This is a genomic window from Lactobacillus sp. ESL0260, from assembly GCF_003692935.1.
In the GTDB taxonomy this organism is placed as follows: Bacteria; Bacillota; Bacilli; order Lactobacillales; family Lactobacillaceae; genus Lactobacillus; species Lactobacillus melliventris.
Window position 1 is genome coordinate 566,401 of sequence record NZ_REHO01000013.1, and the last position, 21,704, is coordinate 588,104.

At 37.0% G+C, this 21,704-nt stretch carries 19 protein-coding genes; 5 read left to right on the top strand and 14 right to left on the bottom strand.

The window, feature by feature from the left end; translation table 11 throughout:
* Positions 1-48: 48 nt before the first annotated feature.
* The 5 genes from F5ESL0260_RS08985 to F5ESL0260_RS09005 all read right to left on the bottom strand — a co-directional run bounded on the left by F5ESL0260_RS08985 (position 49) and on the right by F5ESL0260_RS09005 (position 8,375).
* Complete coding sequence (locus tag F5ESL0260_RS08985) at positions 49-1,071, bottom strand: branched-chain amino acid aminotransferase (RefSeq protein ID WP_046325710.1); 1,023 nt, start codon at positions 1,069-1,071, stop codon at positions 49-51.
* A 306-nt stretch (positions 1,072-1,377) separates the two neighbouring features.
* The gene (locus F5ESL0260_RS08990) at positions 1,378-3,474 is read right to left on the bottom strand and encodes an ATP-dependent Clp protease ATP-binding subunit (RefSeq protein ID WP_122026671.1); all 2,097 of its coding nucleotides are present in this window, start codon (positions 3,472-3,474) and stop codon (positions 1,378-1,380) included.
* A 204-nt stretch (positions 3,475-3,678) separates the two neighbouring features.
* Positions 3,679-6,210, bottom strand: a complete 2,532-nt coding sequence (locus F5ESL0260_RS08995; protein ID WP_122026672.1) for an AAA family ATPase — start codon at positions 6,208-6,210, stop codon at positions 3,679-3,681.
* Positions 6,210-7,076, bottom strand: a complete 867-nt coding sequence (locus F5ESL0260_RS09000) for an alpha/beta hydrolase (RefSeq protein ID WP_046325713.1) — start codon at positions 7,074-7,076, stop codon at positions 6,210-6,212. The genes F5ESL0260_RS08995 and F5ESL0260_RS09000 overlap by 1 nt, the downstream gene beginning before the upstream one ends.
* 3 nt (positions 7,077-7,079) lie before the next feature.
* Positions 7,080-8,375, bottom strand: coding sequence for a PTS sugar transporter subunit IIC (locus tag F5ESL0260_RS09005; RefSeq protein WP_122026723.1), 1,296 nt, complete (start codon positions 8,373-8,375; stop codon positions 7,080-7,082).
* Between the two features lie 147 nt (positions 8,376-8,522).
* Here F5ESL0260_RS09005 and F5ESL0260_RS09010 point away from each other — a divergent pair, with 147 nt between their 5' ends.
* Positions 8,523-8,756, top strand: coding sequence for a hypothetical protein (locus tag F5ESL0260_RS09010; protein ID WP_046325715.1), 234 nt, complete (start codon positions 8,523-8,525; stop codon positions 8,754-8,756).
* Between the two features lie 66 nt (positions 8,757-8,822).
* Here F5ESL0260_RS09010 and F5ESL0260_RS09015 read toward each other — a convergent pair whose 3' ends face one another.
* From F5ESL0260_RS09015 to F5ESL0260_RS09050, 8 genes are all read right to left on the bottom strand, one after another.
* Positions 8,823-9,530, bottom strand: coding sequence for a DUF975 family protein (locus F5ESL0260_RS09015; protein WP_110446821.1), 708 nt, complete (start codon positions 9,528-9,530; stop codon positions 8,823-8,825).
* A gap of 236 nt (positions 9,531-9,766) precedes the next feature.
* A complete protein-coding gene (locus F5ESL0260_RS09020; RefSeq protein ID WP_122026673.1) occupies positions 9,767-10,741 on the bottom strand; it encodes a serine hydrolase in 975 nt (324 codons plus the stop codon).
* Positions 10,741-12,048, bottom strand: coding sequence for a D-alanyl-lipoteichoic acid biosynthesis protein DltD (gene dltD / locus F5ESL0260_RS09025; protein ID WP_122026674.1), 1,308 nt, complete (start codon positions 12,046-12,048; stop codon positions 10,741-10,743). The genes F5ESL0260_RS09020 and dltD overlap by 1 nt, the downstream gene beginning before the upstream one ends.
* Positions 12,041-12,280, bottom strand: a complete 240-nt coding sequence (gene dltC / locus F5ESL0260_RS09030; RefSeq protein WP_046325719.1) for a D-alanine--poly(phosphoribitol) ligase subunit DltC — start codon at positions 12,278-12,280, stop codon at positions 12,041-12,043. Before dltC ends, dltD begins: the two co-directional genes overlap by 8 nt.
* A gap of 30 nt (positions 12,281-12,310) precedes the next feature.
* On the bottom strand, positions 12,311-13,555 hold the full coding sequence (dltB, locus tag F5ESL0260_RS09035; RefSeq protein WP_122026675.1) for a D-alanyl-lipoteichoic acid biosynthesis protein DltB: 1,245 nt from the start codon (positions 13,553-13,555) through the stop codon (positions 12,311-12,313).
* Positions 13,555-15,069, bottom strand: a complete 1,515-nt coding sequence (dltA, locus tag F5ESL0260_RS09040; protein WP_122026676.1) for a D-alanine--poly(phosphoribitol) ligase subunit DltA — start codon at positions 15,067-15,069, stop codon at positions 13,555-13,557. Before dltA ends, dltB begins: the two co-directional genes overlap by 1 nt.
* Before the next feature lie 13 nt (positions 15,070-15,082).
* The gene (locus tag F5ESL0260_RS09045) at positions 15,083-15,235 is read right to left on the bottom strand and encodes a teichoic acid D-Ala incorporation-associated protein DltX (protein WP_046325722.1); all 153 of its coding nucleotides are present in this window, start codon (positions 15,233-15,235) and stop codon (positions 15,083-15,085) included.
* Between the two features lie 122 nt (positions 15,236-15,357).
* Entirely contained in the window at positions 15,358-15,678 is a 321-nt protein-coding gene (locus F5ESL0260_RS09050) for a hypothetical protein (protein ID WP_046325723.1), read from the bottom strand.
* 568 nt (positions 15,679-16,246) lie between these two features.
* Here F5ESL0260_RS09050 and cbpB point away from each other — a divergent pair.
* From cbpB to F5ESL0260_RS09065, 3 genes are all read left to right on the top strand, one after another.
* Positions 16,247-16,732 (top strand): cyclic-di-AMP-binding protein CbpB, encoded by a 486-nt coding sequence (cbpB, locus tag F5ESL0260_RS09055; RefSeq protein ID WP_046325724.1) that lies wholly within the window; start codon positions 16,247-16,249, stop codon positions 16,730-16,732.
* Positions 16,733-17,015: 283 nt separating this feature from the next.
* On the top strand, positions 17,016-17,588 hold the full coding sequence (locus F5ESL0260_RS09060; protein ID WP_122026677.1) for a hypothetical protein: 573 nt from the start codon (positions 17,016-17,018) through the stop codon (positions 17,586-17,588).
* A 118-nt stretch (positions 17,589-17,706) separates the two neighbouring features.
* Complete coding sequence (locus F5ESL0260_RS09065) at positions 17,707-19,587, top strand: heavy metal translocating P-type ATPase (RefSeq protein WP_122026678.1); 1,881 nt, start codon at positions 17,707-17,709, stop codon at positions 19,585-19,587.
* Positions 19,588-19,659: 72 nt separating this feature from the next.
* On the opposite strand, the gene F5ESL0260_RS09070 is transcribed toward F5ESL0260_RS09065, so the two are convergent.
* A complete protein-coding gene (locus F5ESL0260_RS09070; RefSeq protein ID WP_122026679.1) occupies positions 19,660-20,337 on the bottom strand; it encodes a CPBP family intramembrane glutamic endopeptidase in 678 nt (225 codons plus the stop codon).
* A 225-nt stretch (positions 20,338-20,562) separates the two neighbouring features.
* On the opposite strand from F5ESL0260_RS09070, the gene F5ESL0260_RS09075 reads away from it, so the two are divergent.
* Complete coding sequence (locus F5ESL0260_RS09075) at positions 20,563-21,654, top strand: YdcF family protein (protein WP_370448599.1); 1,092 nt, start codon at positions 20,563-20,565, stop codon at positions 21,652-21,654.
* Positions 21,655-21,704: the final 50 nt, after the last annotated feature.

Below are 21,704 nucleotides of genomic sequence, written 5' to 3' on the forward strand. Positions count from 1 at the left end.
AAAAAAAGCGAGGCCTAAGCCTCGCTTTTATGTTCCCGATATTTAAACTTATTCTACTGTTTGGACCCAGCCCTCTGGGCCTTTTTTATTACCGTACTGAATATCAACTAATTCATTATAAAGCTTAGTCGTTACCGGTCCAGTTTCTGTTTCACTGTAGATAACGTGCTTTTCACCCTTATAGGTAATTGAACCTACGGGTGAAATTACAGCAGCTGTACCCATCGCACCAGCTTCTTTCATGTTGAACGCTTCTTCCAAAGTGATTTGACGTTCAACCGGGTTTAGTCCTTGCCACTTAGCGACTTCCAAAAGTGAGCGCTTAGTAATAGAAACCAAAATCGATTGTGATTTTGGTGTGACAAATTGACCTTCTTGGGTAATGCCGTAGAAGTTAGCACCACCAAATTCATCAATATATTTATGTTCACGTGGATCCAAGTAAAGACAATCGGCAAAGCCGTTTTTGTGTGCTTCAACGGACGGAAGCAAGCTGCTGGCATAGTTACCTGATGTCTTTGCTTGACCAGTACCGGCATATGCGGCACGGTCGTATTCACTAACAATGTAATCTGCAGGGTTCAATCCTTTAATATATGCGCCAACTGGAACCGCAAAAATGCGGAAGGTATATTCGCTGGCTGCTTCAACACCTAAAACTTTTGATGTTCCCACCATAAGTGGCCGTAAATACAGGGTCGCACCACTGTCATATGGTGGTACAAACTCTTCGTTAGCCTTAACAACTTGCTTTACTGCAGCAACAAACCTATCTTCAGGGAAAGGCGGCATGGCTAACCGCTTTGCTGAAAGGGTAAAGCGGTGTGCATTTTGATCAGGTCTAAACAGGTTGATTTTACCGTCTTTTCTACGATAGGCCTTTAAGCCCTCAAAAATTTCCTGACCATAGTGCAGGACTTCTGCACCTTCAGAAAATGTCATGGTTGAATCTTCAGTCAGTTTCCCTTCCTGCCATTCACCATCTTTATATTTTGCCTCATAGCGATAAGGCAGATCTCGATACTTAAATCCCAGATTTTTCCAATCTAGGTCTTCTACTCGTTGTTTCATTTGAACTGTCCCCTATAAAAAACTACATAAGCTAAAAATTTCTCTTTAGCTTTTAATATTAATTTAATTGTTAACTAATTTAAACTAAATTCTTTTTATTGTCAATAGTAAAACTTCTCTATTGTCCAATAAAATAATTTGAACTTCTAATAATAAAACAAAAGCAAAATTTTGTATGTGCATCTAGTTTCACGTGAAACGAATATATTTAAAAAAAGAGCCATCCCTTCATTGCAATATGACTCCCCAATTTATCTTAATTTCAGGGTTTACATCACTTTCATAGGATGACTCTCGTTTTTAAAATTAGTCTTGTTTTGCACTATCTTTAGTTTCAGTATCAGTTTTTGCCGAAATGTCCAAAATTGCGGCATCATTTAGGTAAACATGTTTATCATCTGCTGTAAACTTAACTGTTTTAGTGTCAGGTTTTTTCATTAATAACTTGGCAATTGGCGTTTCTAAATCTTGTTCAACGACTCTACGTAGAGGTCTTGCACCAAATTTCTTATCATAACCCTTATCTGCTAAGTAGGTTTTAGCTTCATCAGAGACTTCAACCTTAACACCTTTTTTAGCCAAAACATGTGCCATTTTATTCAAATAGATATCAATAATCTTATTCATATCATCTTTGGTCAATGAATTAAACGGAACAATAGCATCAAGTCTATTCAAAAATTCTGGTCTGAAGTAGGCCTCAAGAGCTTTAATCAGCTTATCATGATCAACTTTGCCGTCTTTTAATAATTGGTCAGAGTAGCCTGCATTAGAAGTCATGATTAAAATTGTGTCCTTAAAGGAAACTGTTCTGCCCTGAGCATCAGTTAAGCGCCCATCGTCCATGATCTGAAGCAAAGCATTGAATACTTGTGGATTAGCTTTTTCAATTTCATCAAACAAAATCAAACTGTATGGTTGATGACGAACTTTTTCAGTTAATTGGCCGCCTTCACCATAACCAACATAGCCCGGTGCCGAACCGATCAATTTATTAACTGCCATCTGATCTTGATATTCAGACATATCCAGTCTAATAAGATGATTTTCACCACCAAATAGCTGAATAGCTAATTGTTTAGCTAATTCCGTCTTACCTACACCAGTAGGTCCAGTTAGCAAGAACGTACCAGTGGGACGATCATTGTCTTTGAAAACTTGTTTACGGGCAATCGCATCTGTAATGATGTCAACAGCATTATCCTGATCAATAACTACTTTCTTTAATTTCTCAGCCAAGTCAAGGTTCTTTTGTCCTGCACTTGCATGTAATTCACTCATTGGAATCTTAGTCTTAGCTTCGATTAAAGCGTAGATATCTTCATCAGTAACATGTGGAGTGGCAGCGTCATCCACGTGATTAGCCTTATCACGCAAGTCTTCGACTTGTTTTTTCAACTCGTTTGCTCTACTATAATCTTCTTTTTTGACAGCTGCTTCTTTCTCACTTTCAAGCTTTTTAATCCGTTTCTTTAAAGTTGCTTCATCGCTGGGAATTGTATCAAGACCCTTTTTAGCACCTGCCTCATCCATTAAGTCAATGGCCTTGTCAGGTAAATAACGTCCCTGAATATAACGTTGTGACAATTCAACTGCGAGTTTCAAAGCACTGTCATTATATTTTACGTGATGGAAAGACTCATATTTATCCTTTAATCCTTCCAAGATTTTAACGGTAACGTCTGCTGATGGTTCCGGAACTTGTACTGGTTGGAACCGACGTGCGAGTGCCGCATCATTTTCAATTCTGCGATACTCACTTGTAGTCGTTGCACCAATTAAGTTTAAATCACCACTAGCTAAAGCCGGTTTTAAAATATTAGCGGCATCACCGTTATTATTCTCAGAATCAGTAGAACCGGCTCCAACTATATTATGCAATTCATCAATGAACAAGATAATATTCGGATTCTTTTTTGCTTCGTCAATCACTTTCTTAAGGCGCTCTTCAAAACTGCCACGCAAGCTTGATCCGGCAACCATATCATTAATATTAATTGCGATAATATGCTTGTCCTTCATTTTATCAGGAACATCGCCTGCAGCAATCTTTTGTGCCAAGCCTTCTACAATAGCTGTTTTACCAACCCCGGCAGGTCCAATTAACACAGGATTATTCTTCTTGCGCCGACTTAAAATTTCAATTACTTCTTGAATTTGTTCGTCACGCCCAATTACAGGATCGTACTTATTCTTCTTAGCTTGTTCAACCAGATCAACACCAATTGGCTTTTGACCTTGTTTTTGTCTCACTTGTCCACTTTGATTCAAATCTTGTGGAGAAATATTCATACTACTGGAGTAGTGAATAGGAATAGCACCACCGTTGTCGTTAGTATTGTTAAAGAATGAATTGTTTAGTTCGTTAAATAAATCGTCAAAATCGTTATCAAAATATGCCATATGCAAACACCCCTTTGATAGGTTATAAATTTGTGATTAGCACTCGATCGGTTCGACTGCTAATTACTTACATATAATATTATAGCAGGTTATCCACAGAAGGCAAAAATTATGATTGCTTTTTCCACAATTTTCCCGTTTTTTCCACAAAAGAAAAAAGTCTTGCTATAAAAGCACTAATGCTTCTTTTAAGACTTTTCACTGCTATTTTTGATACAATTTAAATTGTTTTCGTAAATATTTACCAGTTAAACTATTAGATTTTTGCGAAATATCCACAGGAGTGCCACTTGCAATAATTTTCCCACCTTGCAGCCCACCTTTTGGTCCCATATCAATCATATAATCACTGTTAGCCATAATATCTAAATCGTGTGTGATTGTAATAATAGTTCCTTTTTGCTCAAGTAATTTTTGAAAAACATGCAAAAGGGTTCTGACATCTTGTGGATGTAAGCCAACGGTCGGTTCATCAAAAACAAATAGTGTCCCTTTTTGTCTTTGATGGATATGACTGGTTAGTTTCAAGCGTTGTGCTTCTCCTCCTGATAAAGCTGGAGTAGATTCTCCCAAGTGCAAATATCCTAGACCCATATCATGCAAAGTTGTAATTGTTTTATTGATTTTTGGTTCATTTTTAAAAAGTTCTTTGTCTAGCGCATCATCAACGGAATAATCTAAGACATCCGCAATACTTAAGTTATGCCATTTTACTTGTAAAACAGCTTGGTTAAAACGGTGACCGCCACATACAGAGCACGTTTCAACCATATCTGGTAGATATTGGATGTCAAGTGAAATTACACCGGTTCCGTTACATGCCGGACAGGCACCCTCTTTGTTATTGTAAGAAAAATGAGACGCACGGTATTTTAATTTTTTTGCTAATGGCTGCTTGGCAAAGAGTTTACGCAAATTATCCATAATATCAGTATAAGTTGCAACAGTCGAACGTTGATTTTTACCAACAGGTGTAGAGTCAACACTAATTACATTTTTAATAGCATCATTTTTTAAATTTTTTACCCAATCAGGACCATTTTTAAGATTTTTTTGTGCTTTAAGTGCAGGAATGAGGGAATCGAGAATTAGGGTAGTCTTACCAGCGCCAGAAAAGCCGGTAACGGAAGTTAAGCGATTGAGTGGAATTTGCGCGTGAATATTCTTTAAATTAAAACGTTCAGTAACATCAAATTCAACCTTACCGTGTTTAAAAATTTGGTCAGTTTTGGCCCTGTGACGAACTAGGAGTGGTGCCTTACCAGTTAAGTAAGGACCAATTAGAGACTGTTCACTTTGCTCAATCTCACTAGGTATTCCCTGGGAAATAATCTCACCACCCCGGCTGCCTGAACCAGGACCAATTTCAATTACCCAATCGGCTGCCTTAATGATTGCAGTTTCATGATCAACTACAACTAAAGAGTTTCCTTGATTAACCAGTTCATGAAATATATCAATCAGTCCAGCCACATTATCAGGGTGCAAACCAACAGATGGTTCATCTAAAACGTAAAGCACCCCAGTGGTTTCCGTACGCAAAGTTCTACCAAGCTGAATTCGTTGCAGTTCCCCCGTAGACAGACTGGCAGCCTGTCTATCTAAACTCAGATAGTCTAAGCCTAATTTTAGCAGGGGCTTGACTTGATGCATCAATTCACCAGTTAAATTTTCCGCCAATTCCTGCATATCTTGCGGCAGGGAAGCTAAAATCTCACTCATATAGTGGCTCAGTTCACCCAAAGTTAATTGTTCAGCTGCTACAATACTTTTTCCAGCAACTAACTGCTGCCAGCGACTTGGATCAATGCGATAGCCTTGGCAGCGGGGACAGGTACTGAATTTATAAAAGGAGTTAATTCTTTGCAGTCCGCGTTCAGACTTAGTAGTTTTGCGTGAATTAGCTACCGCATTATAAGCATTCTCATATAGCGCATCTAGATGATATACGCGACCAGTTGAAGTTGGCAAATCAATCGGGACTTTCCGCTCTTTTCCATGAAGTACAATTTCTTTTTCTTTAGCATTCAGCTCTTTATATGGAATATCGGTCCGTACCCCTAGTTCCCGGGCAATACGCCACATCCAATTTCGTCCGGGAATTTGCCAAGTTGCCACTGCTCCATTTTCAAGAGATAAATTCTCATCTGCAATGATTTTGCTATCATCAATTTCTTCAACAGTTCCCAGTCCTTGGCATTTTTGACACGCACCATCAGAATTAAACGCAAAGTCTTCTGCACTAAAAGCATAAAATTGTCTCCCACATGTAGGACAAGTTAATCGTCCCATAGCTGCCCCCGTTAGATCCATGGCTTCAGCTATTTTAATCGTTGCTGGTACTCGGTGACCGTTGGGGCATACAGGTGAACCTAAACGGGAAAAAATCAACCGTAAGATGTTAAAAACTTCTGTAATTGTACCTACCGTGGAACGAACTCCGGGCACAGCAGGCCTTTGCCTTAGAGCTAAAGCTGAAGGAATATGTTTTACTTCGTCAACCTGTGCACGACCAACTTGACTAATACGTCTTCTGGTATAAGCTGCCAAGGAATCAAGATAACGTCTTGCACCCTCTGAGTACAAGATTCCCATCGCTAAGCTTGATTTGCCAGATCCGCTTAACCCCGATATCGCTACAAATTTATGCAGGGGAATATCAACGTTGATGTTTTTTAAGTTATTAACTTTACCACCAATTACTTCAATTTTGGTCGGCTGCTTTTGATATTTCATTAGTGATTGCCCCTTCTTTTAGCCGGCTTTAACGGCTTTTCTGGCTTCTTTAATAAGTACTGTCTTATGGCCTGAATTACTTGCTTGTTCTGCGGCAAATCAGAATGATCTGCCTTTTCACCCGTAACTGTTATTGCAGTATAGTTTTTTACTTGATTTTGAAAAATAAATTTACCTGCAGCTACACTTGATTCAGGTACAATACCATCAGATTCGTAATTTTTGCCACCAGAAAGAGAATAAACCTTTAAATAGGTTGGCAGTGCTGAACGTTTTTTAATAAAATCAGCCAGCATTTGCGTTCTATTATTAATATTATTTTCAGTAAAATTATATGGCGTACCTAAAGTCATTAATTTCTTGATTTTGATATCATTTGAATACTCAGAATAATAGTGCTCCAGCCAGTAAGTCCAAATCAAACCGCCGTTAGAATGACCAAACGCCTTAAAATTATTGAACTTATAATTTTGGATTAACGATTCAAATGCAACATTTAGCCACTTAGCTTGTTTTTTAATATTGGAATAGCCGTCTTTATTGTTATCAAAACCAATAATAATAAAGGGCTCCAAGTCATTTTTACCTATAGAGCCAGTGTAAGTCAATTTTGCTTCACGTGAAACTCTAATTTTTATTACACTATGTCTGTTAAGTGTCGTTTTATTAAGTTCATCAATTAACTGGTTAAAGCGCTCGGTGGTAGCACTTGAACCCGGGACCATAATTACAGGCGAGAGAAGCGATTTACTGAGTTCTGCTCGTGATTTATTATCTTTTTTCATCCAAAAGAAGCTGGGAACAGCAAGCATAATTAAAATAATAATAATCAGGAGCAACCATTTATAGTTAGGATTTTTTTGCATCTGCTATTTCATCTCCTGCTTTTTAATTCTTAATTCAACTTTTTCATTTATCTTAATTACAGGTAGCAATAAAAAGATATCTAATAAAAACAACAATAATGTAAAAATTAGTGTTGCCCAATTGCCGTTAGTGCCAAAAAAGGAAACCAATAGTCCCGGAGTCCCTTTTAAATTCTGGTAAACGCAAACTGGGATAATGTGTAAACTAATAGCTGCCACGGCTATTGTCATATTAATCAGAGGAATTAAAATGCTCGGTAAGATAAAAACAGGATTTAACATTAAAGGTAAGCCAACTGTAAATCCTAGTCTTGAACCAAAAGCAGCAGGCAACAAGTTAATTTTAGCATTTATTTCGTTTTCCCTGTTATCTCTTCTGCTAAGCAGTAACACAATAACAGCCAAAACAACACTGGCACCGCCCATTATGCCGTAACTGTTAATAAGTGAGCTGCCCAGATATTTATATGGCACATTCCAAGAATTACCGTGTTTTAATGTATATGTTAAATTCTCTGCAGTAAAGGCGTTATTTACTATTCCCGCTAAGGAGCGCAACGGATAACCAATTCCAAGCCAATCAAAAAAAGTAATTACGGCTGTCAATAACAGCACTTCGCCAAAATTATTAGTAGTCTGAACCCTGCTAACAATTTCAGTAAAACTGGCGGAATTAAGTAATTTAAGCTGTAGTTCATAAATTAAAATACCTAAAAAAACACCCAATAATAATGAAACAGCGCTTGGTAAAACGGCATCCCCTGCTCTTTTTTGAATTACTTTTGTGCCCTCATATTCAACGTAAGAAAAGTCCTTTCCTAATAAATGAAATATTTGGCCCACACAGTATCCTACAATTAAGGCAATAAAAACAGCATTAATTTGTAATAAACTGGCGGTAAAAGGCATACGAGCATTGCGTCCACTACTGGAAGCATATGAGCAGAAAAGCATTATCAAAACTGCTGTTAGACCTGCCATAGTTGAATCTTTATGGTAAAGGCGTGCGGTGTAACGAGCCATAAAATAACTGGCATAAACGCCAAAAACCCCAAAAGTAATTTCTACCATTCCCCGGCAGACAAAAGAACCGCCATACCAAATGTGATCTGATAAAACTTTATCCAAATTGAAAATATTATAGATTAACCCGTTAGGTGTAAAGATCAAATCACCTAAAAGTTTAAAATAGGAGCCAACTACAGCAATTGGCATTAGCATCGCCATTGTCCGTCTTGTGGCTCGAAAAAAAGAAAATTCCTGCAGGCGAGCTATAAAATTGATTGTACATTCTGTCATTATTTCAACCTTTATTTTAATTATTATATTTAAAATAAAATAATACTCTATTTTTTTAATGCAAGCCATTTTTGTTACCCATTATCTTTTTTATTATTAGTTGTGAATAAAATGGTATAATGAACTTGTATTTTAAGAGGCGAGAACATGAGCAGAAAGAAAATCGAATTAACTGACAAAGTGGCAAAACTGACTGATAAATACTTAGAAACCAATGATACAGATTTTAATGCCCTAATTAATAAGGCATTAAAACTGTACCTATTAGATCATTTAAGTTCCAGCCAAATCAAAGATGCGCTTAAAAAAACAGATGATTTTACTTCTGAATATGCGGGAAAATGGTTTCAGGAAAGTATTGAGGATTTAAATAAATACTAAACTTTCTTAAAGCAAAACAAAAAGAGCAAGACAGTTATTGTCCTGCTCTTTTTGTTTGTTACCAATTTACTTTTTTAAATACCGCTCTCCGGCCAATTGCCGATAAAAATTAGCTTTGGTTGTGCGTTCATAAGGAATCAGCCAAATAAACCCAATACCTAAAGTAATAATACACAATAGGTACCAGCCAATAAAGCTTAAATCAAGCACGAACAATTCCCACTTATGACCAGCCATTAACTGGCGACTTGCAGTAATTGCTGTTGTGGCATGCACCTCTTGTCCACTTTCCACTAAATCATTAACAATATATGGTGTCATAGCATAAGAATAGGATTTGATTATCCCAGGAATGAATAATAATAAAGTCCATAAAAATTGAAAAATATAGCTAAAAAGAAAGTTCAAAAATTCCGGAATAAAGCGACCATCAGTAAAAACAGAAAAAATTCCCTTAAAAAAGCTTAACCTTTCTCCGCGAGCAAAATGTAAAAATGTTATCACCATACTCAACATGAAAAAGCTGCCAATAAAAGTTAAACCTGTATCAGGTCCTATTTGTCCTGCCCAAAACGCTGGCTTAAACAGTGAATCAATTGAGCCGGTTCCCATAACATCATTTACATTATTCGCAGTCTTAAGTGAACCACTTACTGCTGGTCTAGCAAAAAAGAAGCCGACAAATAGCGTCATTACGATACCAATACTAACTGCCCAGCCCCAGTTATGACGAAGCTGATTTCTAGCTTCTAGTTTCAGTTCTGCTCTGTTCATAACTTATCTCCTTATCTAGTATATACTAATTACATTTTACTCTCATATAATGGTACATCGCAAAGAAAAGACAAAAAAAGCCTAGTTCCACCAACATCGGAACTAAGCTCACACAGTGTTTGTGTCACCACTACTGACCACATATAGAAATTTACATTTTCGCTACCGGAGAAAATGATTACTTCCCTATGGCGACACAACAGAATTTTAGCATGCAATTAACCAAAAAACAAGTTTTAGCCAATTATATTTGCACTGTAAGCCTTACGGCCAAGCAGTTCCAACATAATTTGATTTATTTGCCCTTTTAGTTGGCCAAATCGACCTTCACGCGTTTTATTAGACTGAATAATCAGAATGGTTTTGGCATTATCAGTGCTACGCATGAAAGTATAATAACCTTGTCCGGCTCCATTAGCCGTTTTGGTTTTCAGCTTAATATTGTTATAAAAGCCACCATTATAATAGGCCGGAGGAGCCGCTTGGTAAAGCAATTTGCGACTCCTGCGGGTTAGTAAACTACCAGTCAGCAGATACCGTATTACTTTAGCCAAATCATGATTTGACATTACTACTGACCCTGCGCCTAACTCACTATGAGCATCCCTGAGGGCTGCTTTATGCTTAACTACATCATAGCGGCCTTTGCGATAAATCATGCCTGGTACTAAATGACTGGCAATAATTTTGCCTGGCTTTGACCACAAAAATTCTGTTTGTTGCAACTTTAATGGTCTGACATAGGTGTCGCGGAATAACTGCTCATAGCTTTGACCCGTTATTTTACTCATAATGCCGCACAAGTAAACATAATTTAACGAGCTATAATGCCACTTATTTAACAAGGCGGGCTCAAAAACAGTGTTAGCAGCATCATGTCGGATATTATCTTGATCCGAAACAAAATGCTTTTGTCCCAGTCTTGCCCCTGATTTAAGATCAAGACCAGCGGTCATTGCCAGCAGGTTCTTCAGCCTAACCTTCTTTGCCCCAGCAACTTGCGGATAAAATTTACTTAATTTATCCTGCAGACTTAACTTGCCCTCCTGCACCAGGTGCATGATAATTGCGGCAGTCATTGATTTTTGTACTGAATTAATTAGATAACTAGTGTCAGTGTTATTGCCTAAAGCATAGTTAAGCATTATTTTGTCATTTTTAATGACTAGAATTGAGCCCTTTATTCTGAGAGCATCAATTTGCTGGCGCACTATTTTCCTTTTAAAGATTCTTTTGCAGTGCCATTTACCGGATTTTCATCTGTTAAACTAATCTGGTACGGCTTTTTTTGCCACTTTTTACTATAAAAATAGTTATGAATATTATAGTTATGCGGCACATTTGCTTGCGCCATAAACGGTTTTACTGCCCGGTCGACTGCTACCCAGCCGCGCCAGCCCAGGTGAATCGTATCTTCCATAAAATACTGTTCACCGCCGCGCTTAGACAAATCGGTGACGTTATCAAAGCCTTGGCTGGCCAGCTGGTACTTAATCTTGGAAACGGCCTTTTGATACATCGTTTGTGACAAGCCCGTATAATTAGACCACTTTTCATTAATCGGCGGGATAATGAACAACACATTGGTATGTTGCTTGGCAAACTGGTGCAGCATCAGTTCAAAATCACTGTATTCTACTGATTTAGTGTAGTTAAAGTGGCGCTGACTGCCCTTCAATTTAACCAATAAACGTTTATTCAAGCGCCGCTTAAAAAAGCGGTTATTAATACCAAAGCTATTCGAATTAGTGTTAAGTTCTGCCTGCTCACTTGCCACTTGGTCTAAGGCCTTGACTGAATAAGTAGCCGGCAAAAGTTTAGCCTGCTTATTGATCCTTTTGATCCGGTCACGTAATTGAAAGGTACTAAAGAACTTGTCTTCATTGTTAAGTATGCGCCGCTGGTTCTCCAAGTAGAAACGCTGAAAACCGGTCAGCTTTTCCCCGCGGGCAACTCTTTTCATTCCCAGCTTAATAACGCCTTTCACTTCCGGCATCTGCAAGAAGCGTTTAGCCGCATAGCGGTTTGTCGGTGTATCTTTTTTAATCCCTAACAGAAAATTGCAGGCCTGCAGCGGTGAATAATACAAGGCAAAAGCATCTGGATTTTGCCCTTTCTTGGTAAACCACTGCGGAGAAACAATCACCACGGCTTTTTTGCCCTTAAGCTGTTTTGATGTGCCCTGCATCTCTAAGAAGTGTGCCAAAGATTGGCTACCTGGCCCACCTAATAAAAACGGCCGGTAATCGCGGTGATATTTTTGCGCAATTACACTCGGGTGCAGTGGGTCAAGCCGTGACAGTTCACTTGAGCCATAAAAAGGCACATAGTCATCTTTAAAGGCATCCTGTTTCATTAAAGAGCCTTTAAAAATGGTCGTAGTCTGGGAATTAGCAGCTTGATAAATAGCACCTGGCGAAAAAGTCCGCTCCCACGGCATTAAAAAGATAACCAGTAACAAGATGGCGGCGCAGAGTACTGGGCCAAAAATCTGCCACAGCCGGCGTTTGTTACTCATTTTCTAAATTTTCCACCTTTGCCACAATTTTATTAGGCGTATCCCATTCGTTTCTATCAAATTCAGAAACTGGTACATCAATTTGAAATTTTTCCTGTAAATTTAACAACATTTGGACACTAGCCATTGAATCCATTAAACCGTTGGCAAAAATATTTTCATCCATTCTGTCTGCTAAATCTTCACCAGTTAAATCTTGTAAAATTGCTAAAACTTCTTTTTTGGTATCCATTGTAAAAAACTCCTTAGATAAAATTCTTGCTTACTTCCAGCCAAACCATAATTGACTGAGAAAACCTGAGAATATCAGGAAACTAAAACACACTACATTAAAAGTTACAAAAATTGCCAGCCATTTTGTGTATTTATTAGATGGCAATTTGTCTTTGTGCTTCTTCTTAAACCGCAGCCAGCAATCATTGATGATGATGGCCACAGCATGAAACAACCCATAAACAATATAATACCAGGTTAGTCCATGCCAGAAGCCCATCACTAAGAATAATAACAGATAAGCTGCTTGAGATAGTCTGACCGGATTCTTGAACAGCTTTTTCTTCATAGCAAAGAAGGTAAACCGCATATAGATGTAGTCGCGAAACCAAAAGGACAAAGTCATGTGCCAGCGGTTCCAGAATTCTTTAATATTTTGTGAAATAAACGGCTTATTAAAGTTCATTGGGGTGTGAATACCCATAAAGTAGGAAATTGACACGGCAAATAAAGAATAGCCGGCAAAGTCAAAGAACAAATACATGCTGTAGCAGTACATATAAGCCACTAACCACCAGGAAAGTTTTAAACCGCCATTAGCCGTACCTGTTATCATTGCTGCTCGGGTAATTCGCGGCAGCCAGTAGGTACCAAAGAACCAGCCCAGAACAAATTTATATAAGAATCCTTGAAATAAATAGCGGGTTGCCAGCTCTAAATCGTTTAGATATTGCTCACGCTTTGGCACCGTGTCACATTCTTTGGCAAATCTGCGGTAGCGATCAATTGGTCCGGAAGAAATGGTGGGAAAGAACAAGAGAAAGCGCAAATACGTTCCCAGATTAAGTTCTTTAATAGCGCCATCGCGCACTTCCATCACAACCTGAACGGTCTTGAACGTAAGGTAGGAAATACCCAGAAAGGCCAAGACCCCCGGAATTTTAGCTTGCGGAAAAGCAGTCTGCACTTTCACTAAAATCAGAGGCACAATTGCTAAAATCACCGCTAGGTAAAAGACCCAGGTTTTATTCTGACTATTTTTACGCCTGCGATAATAGAGATAGCCATAGGAAACCAGGAGCTGAAACAGAATATAGATGATCAGGCTAACGCCCTGTTGCCATTTTTCACCATCAAAAATGAGAAATAAAAAAACTAACGAGAACACAACTTCATAGATTTTGAAGCGGTGACCCCAATACAGCCCGATAATAATGGGAATTAAACCAATCATCAAATACACAAAGTAATGCGGATTAGAGTATGGCTGTAAGTTAATGAAGTTAAAGTTCACTACTCGTTGACCTCCTTAATGACGGCCTTAATATCAACTTTGCCATTTTGGGAGACTGGTAATGTTTCACGGTAAACATAACGTTGCGGAATCATATATGGCATCAGATCTTTAGCTAAATCATTCCGAATCATCTTGGTAATTTCTGCTTCGGAATATTGTTCTTTAACGCCATCTTTCAGCTTAATTTCGGCAACAATTTGCTTAACCGTATGATCCTGATTATATTTAGGTGCGGCTACGCCGTGATCAACCAGTTTATTCATACCGATATAATGGTTGATTTCTTCCAGTTCAATGCGGTAGCCGTTAAATTTGATCTGGAAGTCAATCCTGCCTCGATAAAAGAGCATGTCGTGGTCAAAGAAGCCCTCATCACCTGAACGGTGACTCAGATATTGGTCAGCTGGGTTTTTAAAGAAAGCCTTAGCAGTCTTCTCCGGATTATTCATATAACCCTTAGATGTACTTGGGCCAGTAATAATAATCTCGCCTTCATCAGGCTGATCACCCTTAGTTTTGTCAATAGTTATTTTGGTGTCGGCTTTAACCTTGCCAATTGGCAAGCGGTCATATTTCTTTAAAACTGCATCTGTAATTTCTACTTGAGTGACTGCAACTGTTGTTTCGGTAGGTCCATAGGTGTTAAAAATGCGTGCCTGAGGAAATTTCTTTTTTAGCATTACTACTTCATTGTGGGGCAATTCTTCACCACAGAACAAAAAGTGCGACAAGCTTGGGTGATAAGCAGCAGTAAAAGTTTTATCCAAAAAACACATTTGCGCAAATGACGGGGTTGAAACCCAAACGTTAAATTGTAATTGAGGCAGAGTCTGAAATAATTGAGCAAAATTTTGTGTTACTTCATGCGGCAAAGCCACTAACTTTCCTGCTCCAACTAAAGCTGGATAAAGACTCATCACTGAAAGATCAAATGAATACGGTGCTTGTGACAAAAATGCGGGATGCTCGGGCAGATCAAAGTCCGTCATTTCCCAATTGATAAAGCTAAGCAGGTTATTATGACTAATCTGCACGCCTTTAGGTTTCCCACTGGTGCCTGAAGTAAAAATAATGTAAAAGTTAGCATCACCTTGGACAAAGTTGGCAGGATCGGGTTCATAATTTCCCTTTTCTACATCTTGAGGATGTACAACCTTAATAGGTGGTAAGTCAATTTCAGGCAGATCGTCAATTGCTAAAATTGCTTCAGACTGAGAAACTTCTTGAATCATAACTATCCGTTCTGCATTAGAGTAACTGGCAATGGGGATATAAGCATGACCCGACTTGACACAACCCAAGAAGCTGGCAACCATTTCAAAGTCCTGACCGCCCCAGACCATAACGGGACTTTGCGCTGAAAGTCCTAAACCAGTAATTTTATGAGCCCATTCATCTGAGCGTTTTTTGAGATCACCGTAGGTATTAGTTTGACCTAAATAGTCATAGGCAATGCGTTCAGGTTCTTTTTTGGCAACTTCATCAATTTTTTTAATTACATTTTCAATCATGATTTGTACCAGCTTAAAATTCGTTATAAATAAAGTGAACAGAAGTCAGCCCACTATATTGATATAAATAAATCAACACCATTAAAATGACACAATAGATAACTGTCGTTAAAATGAACTTCCCAATACGTTTTCCACGTGAATCATTTTTCTCTTTTTTAGCCATAATTTCATATCTTTCTCAATATTAATAAAATGTACTATCGAATATAGTACTACTAAAGTTTTGTCACCCAAAAATCCACCTCAAATTTTTACCAAATTTAAATATTTTCCCATTTCAACCGTTTATCGTTCGTCGTTTAGCTTGCGACAATCATTATAAGCAAAACAAAGCGGAATTAAAATTATGAATGAACCAAATAGTATAGTAATTACTAATAAGATAAAAAGATTAGTTGGCTTTAACCAGCGCTCACTCTCTGCTGTAGTTAAAATATAAGCAGCAAATAAAACTGTAAAAATTAGTTCCCCTAAAATCGTGTATGCCAATGCGCCTTGACCAATTAATTGGTATAGTCGCAGCCAGACGCTTGCCGGAAGTAAACAAAGCCACCCAGAAAAGCGTAACCAGAAAGTGATTTTTTTACGATAATCTTGTCTACCCATTTTTCTCCTTAAAATCTCAATTATCCCTTTCAAATAAAGTAAACCTAATTATAACAATGAGTTTTGTAACAAACAATTTTGTAGCAACCAAAATTTGTATTTTGCCATTTTCGTCATACTTTTTTCACATTTTATAGTTATACTATAATTGTGATATAGGAAAGATATAGATCTTTTTTATATCATACTCAACTTTTTGTTTTTCATTCATACTCCTCCAAGTATAATAATGAAAAAACCGAAATGACTTTACAGGTCATTTTCATATCTATCCCTTTCGACTCACGTGCGTTACGTGAGTTTTTCTATACTCTTAAACAGTTCTAAAGAAATTCTTTACTCTTTTATAAGAGATTTTCTACCTTAACTTCATAATTTAGAGATATCATTTTAAATGTAGTAAGCAGTAGCAATGCTTACTACATACTCCCACTTTTTTATTTCATTCATTCTTACTCCTTCAAAGTAGATGAAAACTAACAGGCTCGCACACCTTGCGAGCCTTTTTTCTTTGTTATAGGATTAATTTAGTTATTTATTACTTATTAATATGAGAGGTTTATATTTAATGTTCTCACCCACAATAAAACACTTACTGGAAGAAAAATCAGGTTCATTCATTATCCCTGCTTCCCGTATTGCATTTGTCGAAGACGACAATCCCTTGTACCACGCCTTTATGATCTTGACTCGCGTAAAATACTCAAAAATTCCAGTCCTTGACCGCCAAAGTCGCGTTGTTGGCCTACTAAGTTTAGCAATGATTACAGATAAAATGATGGAAACAGACGACATTTCTCTTGAACCATTAAATCAATTAAAAGTGCGTGATGTCATGCAAACCAAGTTTGACAAAATCAACTTTGTGCAAACTACCTTGGAAACGCAGCTCCATTTGCTAGTTAATAACGCCTTTTTACCCGTCGTTGATGACTATGGCGTTTTTCAAGGATTATTGACAAGACGCGAATGGATTAAAGCATTTAATTACATAGCGCACAACTTTGAAAAGGAATATAAAGTTACTCCAATTACTAAAAATAAGCAATTATGAGATATACTGTAAATTTATAATTATTTATTACATTTTTAGTGTACTTTATTTCAAATTAAGCTATAATATAATTAGCTAGGGAAATCTAGGTTTTATTTGGTAATCCAGCTATTTAGTTAGTACAATGTGAAAAATTGATTTTAAATTTATATTATTTTTTAAACTTATACGCAATCACAATACTAACATCTTTAATCTTAAACAAATTAAATAACGCTTTGCTAAATTAGTTAATAAAAATTAATAGATATTTCTTGAATAATTAGAAAAGAAGAGCACTAATATGGCAAGTAAAACAATTTCTGCGCAATTGACATTTTTGATAAGCGCAATTATAAAAAATTGGACTTACCCAAATGATCAAGAGCTATCACTAAAAGACAGAGCTGAGTTGGTTTCTCAACTAAAAAATTTGACAGAGAGCCCAGATAGTATGGACGAGGCCGCTAAAATCGCTGATGCTTTTTACAAAGATAAAATAAATAAGCGGCTTAAATCAATAGATTCCAATTTTTCGTGGATCTTTATAATTTTGCAGCATGAATTGGTGTCCGCTTCGCGCTTACACGCTCTTCTCCTTGACTTAGCCAAAGAAGAACACTTTTCAGAAAAGGGAATTGCGAAAATTAACCAGTATTTTGCAGAAACTGATGATTATGGTGACAATGATGACTTTATTACAATGTCTTCCTCTGATTTGATTGACTCATTAGGACGGACTAAAATTTTTCACATTCATCCAGCTAAAGATGAATACCAAACTTTTAAAGTTAAAAAGCACCCAACAAAAGACACACCAAAGTCAATTAAAGCGGAGAATCAAGCAAATAAAATCATTAAGTTAAAAAATCACTAATTAGAAGGAGCAGTCAGATGACTGGTCTTTTTTTTACCTAAAATTTAGCACTAATTTAGAATAAGTCTAAATTAGTGCTAAAATATAGTTATATTTCTTTTTGCAGGAGGCATAATGCATGAGTTTTAAACGTCAATGGAAGTTTTTTTGTGTTTTAGCTATCGGAATAGTAGCTCTTATTTGCCAGTTTGGCTTAAAAACAAAAAGTCTTTTTCAGCTGGGAAGTCTGCAGTTTCCCATCCAAACTATTTTAATGGATTTAGTTGGTATTATAATGGCATATTCCCTGATCACTGAAATAGTTGGCGACTTTAAATCGGGACGTTACGGTGTTGATATTCTAGCTGTAATAGCAGTCGTTTCTACTATTCTAATTGGCGACATTTGGGCTGAATGGATGATTCTAGTGATGATGACAGGCGGGCAGGCTTTAGAAGATTACGCCACTGGTCAAGCAGATAAAGAACTTCGTTCCCTTTTAAACAATTCTCCTACTATTGCTAACAAAATCAGCAATCAAAAAATTATTTCGGTAAATGTAGAACAATTAGCAATTGGCGATCACATCTTAATTAAACCTGGTGAACAGGTACCTGTAGATGGAAAAGTTATTAAAGGTGAATCCAGTTTTGATCAATCTTCTTTAACCGGTGAATCGGTGCCAGTTGCTAAAAACCCGGGGGACCAATTAATGTCCGGTTCAATTAACGGCAGTGTTGCAGTTGAAATGGCTGTTACTAAAAAAGCCAGTGATTCAGAATATCAAACTATCGTTTCATTAGTTAAATCTTCGCAAGCGCAGCCGGCTAAATTTGTCAAAATGGCTGATCGCTATGCTGTTCCTTTTACTATCATTTCCTTGGTAATAGGACTCGCCGCTTGGATTCATTCCGGTAATCCAATCAATTTCGCAGAAGTTATGGTTGTTGCTTCGCCCTGCCCATTACTAATAGCCGCTCCTGTGGCACTAGTATCCGGCATGAGTTCCATGTCTAAGCATCATATTATTGTCAAATCTGGTCCTACCTTAGAGAAATTAGCCTCAGCTAAAACTTTTGCTTTTGATAAGACTGGTACTTTAACGGAAAACCAACTGGTAATTGACGAAATCATTCCCGCTAATAATAGCAGTTATAGTGCTGAAACTCTGCAAAGCTACGCTACCAGTGTTGAACAACAATCAAGCCATATTATTGCCAATTCACTAGTTAAGGTAGCAGATAAAAAGCTCTTAAAACCGGCTACACAAATTAAAGAGTCAACCGGTCAAGGAGTTAGTGGGATCGTTGAAAACCATTTAGTCAAGGTGGGCAAACTGAGCTACATTAAACCAGCAGATAATTTTCAAAAAGTGCAGGAAACCAATGCTACAGCTATTTACATCTCAATCGATGATAAATACGCTGGCTATATTACATTTAAAGATCAAGTTAGACCAGAAAGTGCACAGACAATTAAGCGTTTAAGACGCCAAAGCAATGCCCACATTATGATGTTGACAGGAGATCATAAAGATGTTGCAACTAAAATTGGCAAGGCGCTTAATGTAAAAGATATTCGTTATGAATTATTACCAGCAGAAAAAATAGCTGCGATTAAAAATGTAAAGAAAGAAAATCGACCAGTTGTAATGACTGGTGACGGAATTAATGACGCACCTAGTCTATCTGCTGCTGATGTTGGTATTGCGATGGGAGCCAAAGGAGCTTCTGCAGCCAGTGAAAGTGCAGATGCTATTATTATGGTAAATGATTTATCTAAAATTAACGATGCCGTAGCTATTTCTAAGCATACGATGAAAGTCGCTAATATTGATGTATTAACAGCTATCACAATAGTAATTATAATTGAATTAATTGCCTTTACCGGTGCTATTCCCGCTTTTTGGGGTGCCATTTTACAGGAAGTAGTAGATATGATTTCAATTAGCTTGGCGCTTTTAGCTAAAACTACGCCCACAAACCCAGAACAAACCGGAATCAGTAAAACTACGAATTAATGAAAAATTTTTCTATTTAAAAAAGCCTGATAAATCAGCGTTTTAGACGAGGCGCAATTTATCAGGCTTTATTTATAAGAATCCTAAGGAATTAAAAATCATATGGGATAAAATTGAATAGCGTAAATCCTTGCTGGTAGTGTAGACCCATGCTAATACACAACCTAAGGCCCAATAAACGAGCAGATATTTGGTTAATCCGGGATCATGAGCATAACCAAAAATAAGTCCACTTAAAAGTATGCCTAACCATTTGTTACTACTTGTGTTTTTATTGAAAAAAGCATTAAAAAATAGTCCGCGAAAAATAATTTCCTCAAATATAGGTCCCACAATTATAACCATTACAGGAAAAAAGTAACCTGCCTGATAAGAAATCTGATCAAGAAGTTTCTGATTAGTAGAAGTTTGCTGTGTATTAAAGCCTAAAGCCAATTGAATAGTTGCACTGACAAAAATGAGCATTATTGCCCCTAAAAAAGAGAGTAATACTTTTCTAATCTGCCAGTGTGGTTTACTATTAAAATTTCGCTCATTACTGTGCCTTAATTGCAGGCAGTAAAAGTAAAATGCTAATAGCAAAGCAATAATTGTAATTATAGCAGTTAACACCACAAAAGGAATATTTCCTAAGCCCAATGATTTTCTTAACCTAAAAGGATAGAAATAAAACTGTTGTACAATCGTATAAAGCACGAAAGCAAGTATTATTGTAATTATATTTCCTAGAAAATAGAAAAACTTTTTCATTCACTTAGCTCCTTTCAGACCAAAAATAAAAGTAAATCCTTAACTAATTTTACACAGTATCTCAGTAACAATATAACCAGCCTTTATTTGATGTTATGGCTCAGATATCATAATAAGAAAGTTATTTCCCAGGAAATAACTTTCTTATTCTAGCATACTTTAATTTACTAGGACTTTTTAAACATATTTATTATAATAGACTTATCTCTAGAGCAAAGGCAGGTTATTATGATTAGATTTTTTGAGATTCTAAACCAGAACCGATCTTTTATAATTCTTTCACTTATTATGTTGGCAACATTCACTGTTTTTTTGGTTTCCTGGTTAAAAGAACCTCGGAGATTACTTAATGGTATTCTTTTCACAGTTTTTTTGTTAACCTTCGGTGTTTGGCTCACAGTAATGATTCTATCTACGAGCTTAAGGCCGCTCATTTTAACTTATGAAATTCTAGTAGTTTTATTTGTAGCCGCAATTACTCTGATGGCTGCCTTTTCCTGGCTGTTTTTCTTGTGGAATGCATATATTGTCTGGAAACGCGAAAGTCACACGCTGTCAAACTTATTAACACTTTTTATTGGTATCGGGATAATTGTCGTGTGGTTAATTGCACTAATTGGTCCGTTTAAAAACATGCCGTCTTGGGTCAGAATTCTCTTATATGCACCAACAGCTGTTTTCGATTATCTGCTTTTTGTTGCTTATAACTTTTTAGTAAATTTGACTTTCTATCAAATTGTCCCCAGACAGTATAACCAAGACTATTTAATTGTTTTGGGCGCCGGCCTGTCGCAAGGTGAAACAGTTACACCACTTTTAGCTAGTCGTATCAACCGTGCAATTGAGTATGCTCAAAAACAGGTTACTAAAGGAAGAAAAAAGCCTAAGTTTATCATGTCCGGTGGTAAAGGTGGAGACGAAAAAGTTGCTGAAGCACAGGCAATGACCGAATATGCAATCGCTCGTGGAATTGAGCCTAGTGATATATTACTAGAAGATAACTCCAAGAATACCTACCAAAACATGAAATTTTCGGCTGAGGTTGCCGCAAAAGATTTTGGCAGTAAAAATTACAGAGCAAAATTTTTCAGTAATAATTATCACATTTTTAGGGCTTCCCTTTATGCTAAAGCTGCTGGGCTGAATGCCAACGGCGTAGGCTGCTATACCCGTTTTTACTTTCTGCCCAATGCAATCGTGCGTGAATTTGCTGCAGTTTTACTTTTAAACAAGAAACGGCATATTATTGCCATTTTATTAATTGTATTATTCTTCATTATTTATGCTTTATTTGATTTAACTGGACTTATTCATTAAAATAGTTATCTTCCTTTGGCTTTGCTCTTTCATAAATGTTAAACTATCTG

Coding starts and splice junctions, on each gene's coding strand:
- F5ESL0260_RS08985 (WP_046325710.1), bottom strand. CDS start 1,071: ATGAAACAACGAGTAGAAGACCTAGATTGGAAAAATCTGGGATTTAAG.
- F5ESL0260_RS08990 (WP_122026671.1), bottom strand. CDS start 3,474: ATGGCATATTTTGATAACGATTTTGACGATTTATTTAACGAACTAAAC.
- F5ESL0260_RS08995 (WP_122026672.1), bottom strand. CDS start 6,210: ATGAAATATCAAAAGCAGCCGACCAAAATTGAAGTAATTGGTGGTAAA.
- F5ESL0260_RS09000 (WP_046325713.1), bottom strand. CDS start 7,076: ATGCAAAAAAATCCTAACTATAAATGGTTGCTCCTGATTATTATTATT.
- F5ESL0260_RS09005 (WP_122026723.1), bottom strand. CDS start 8,375: ATGACAGAATGTACAATCAATTTTATAGCTCGCCTGCAGGAATTTTCT.
- F5ESL0260_RS09010 (WP_046325715.1), top strand. CDS start 8,523: ATGAGCAGAAAGAAAATCGAATTAACTGACAAAGTGGCAAAACTGACT.
- F5ESL0260_RS09015 (WP_110446821.1), bottom strand. CDS start 9,530: ATGAACAGAGCAGAACTGAAACTAGAAGCTAGAAATCAGCTTCGTCAT.
- dltD (WP_122026674.1), bottom strand. CDS start 12,048: ATGAGTAACAAACGCCGGCTGTGGCAGATTTTTGGCCCAGTACTCTGC.
- dltC (WP_046325719.1), bottom strand. CDS start 12,280: ATGGATACCAAAAAAGAAGTTTTAGCAATTTTACAAGATTTAACTGGT.
- dltA (WP_122026676.1), bottom strand. CDS start 15,069: ATGATTGAAAATGTAATTAAAAAAATTGATGAAGTTGCCAAAAAAGAA.
- F5ESL0260_RS09045 (WP_046325722.1), bottom strand. CDS start 15,235: ATGGCTAAAAAAGAGAAAAATGATTCACGTGGAAAACGTATTGGGAAG.
- F5ESL0260_RS09050 (WP_046325723.1), bottom strand. CDS start 15,678: ATGGGTAGACAAGATTATCGTAAAAAAATCACTTTCTGGTTACGCTTT.
- cbpB (WP_046325724.1), top strand. CDS start 16,247: ATGTTCTCACCCACAATAAAACACTTACTGGAAGAAAAATCAGGTTCA.
- F5ESL0260_RS09060 (WP_122026677.1), top strand. CDS start 17,016: ATGGCAAGTAAAACAATTTCTGCGCAATTGACATTTTTGATAAGCGCA.
- F5ESL0260_RS09065 (WP_122026678.1), top strand. CDS start 17,707: ATGAGTTTTAAACGTCAATGGAAGTTTTTTTGTGTTTTAGCTATCGGA.
- F5ESL0260_RS09070 (WP_122026679.1), bottom strand. CDS start 20,337: ATGAAAAAGTTTTTCTATTTTCTAGGAAATATAATTACAATAATACTT.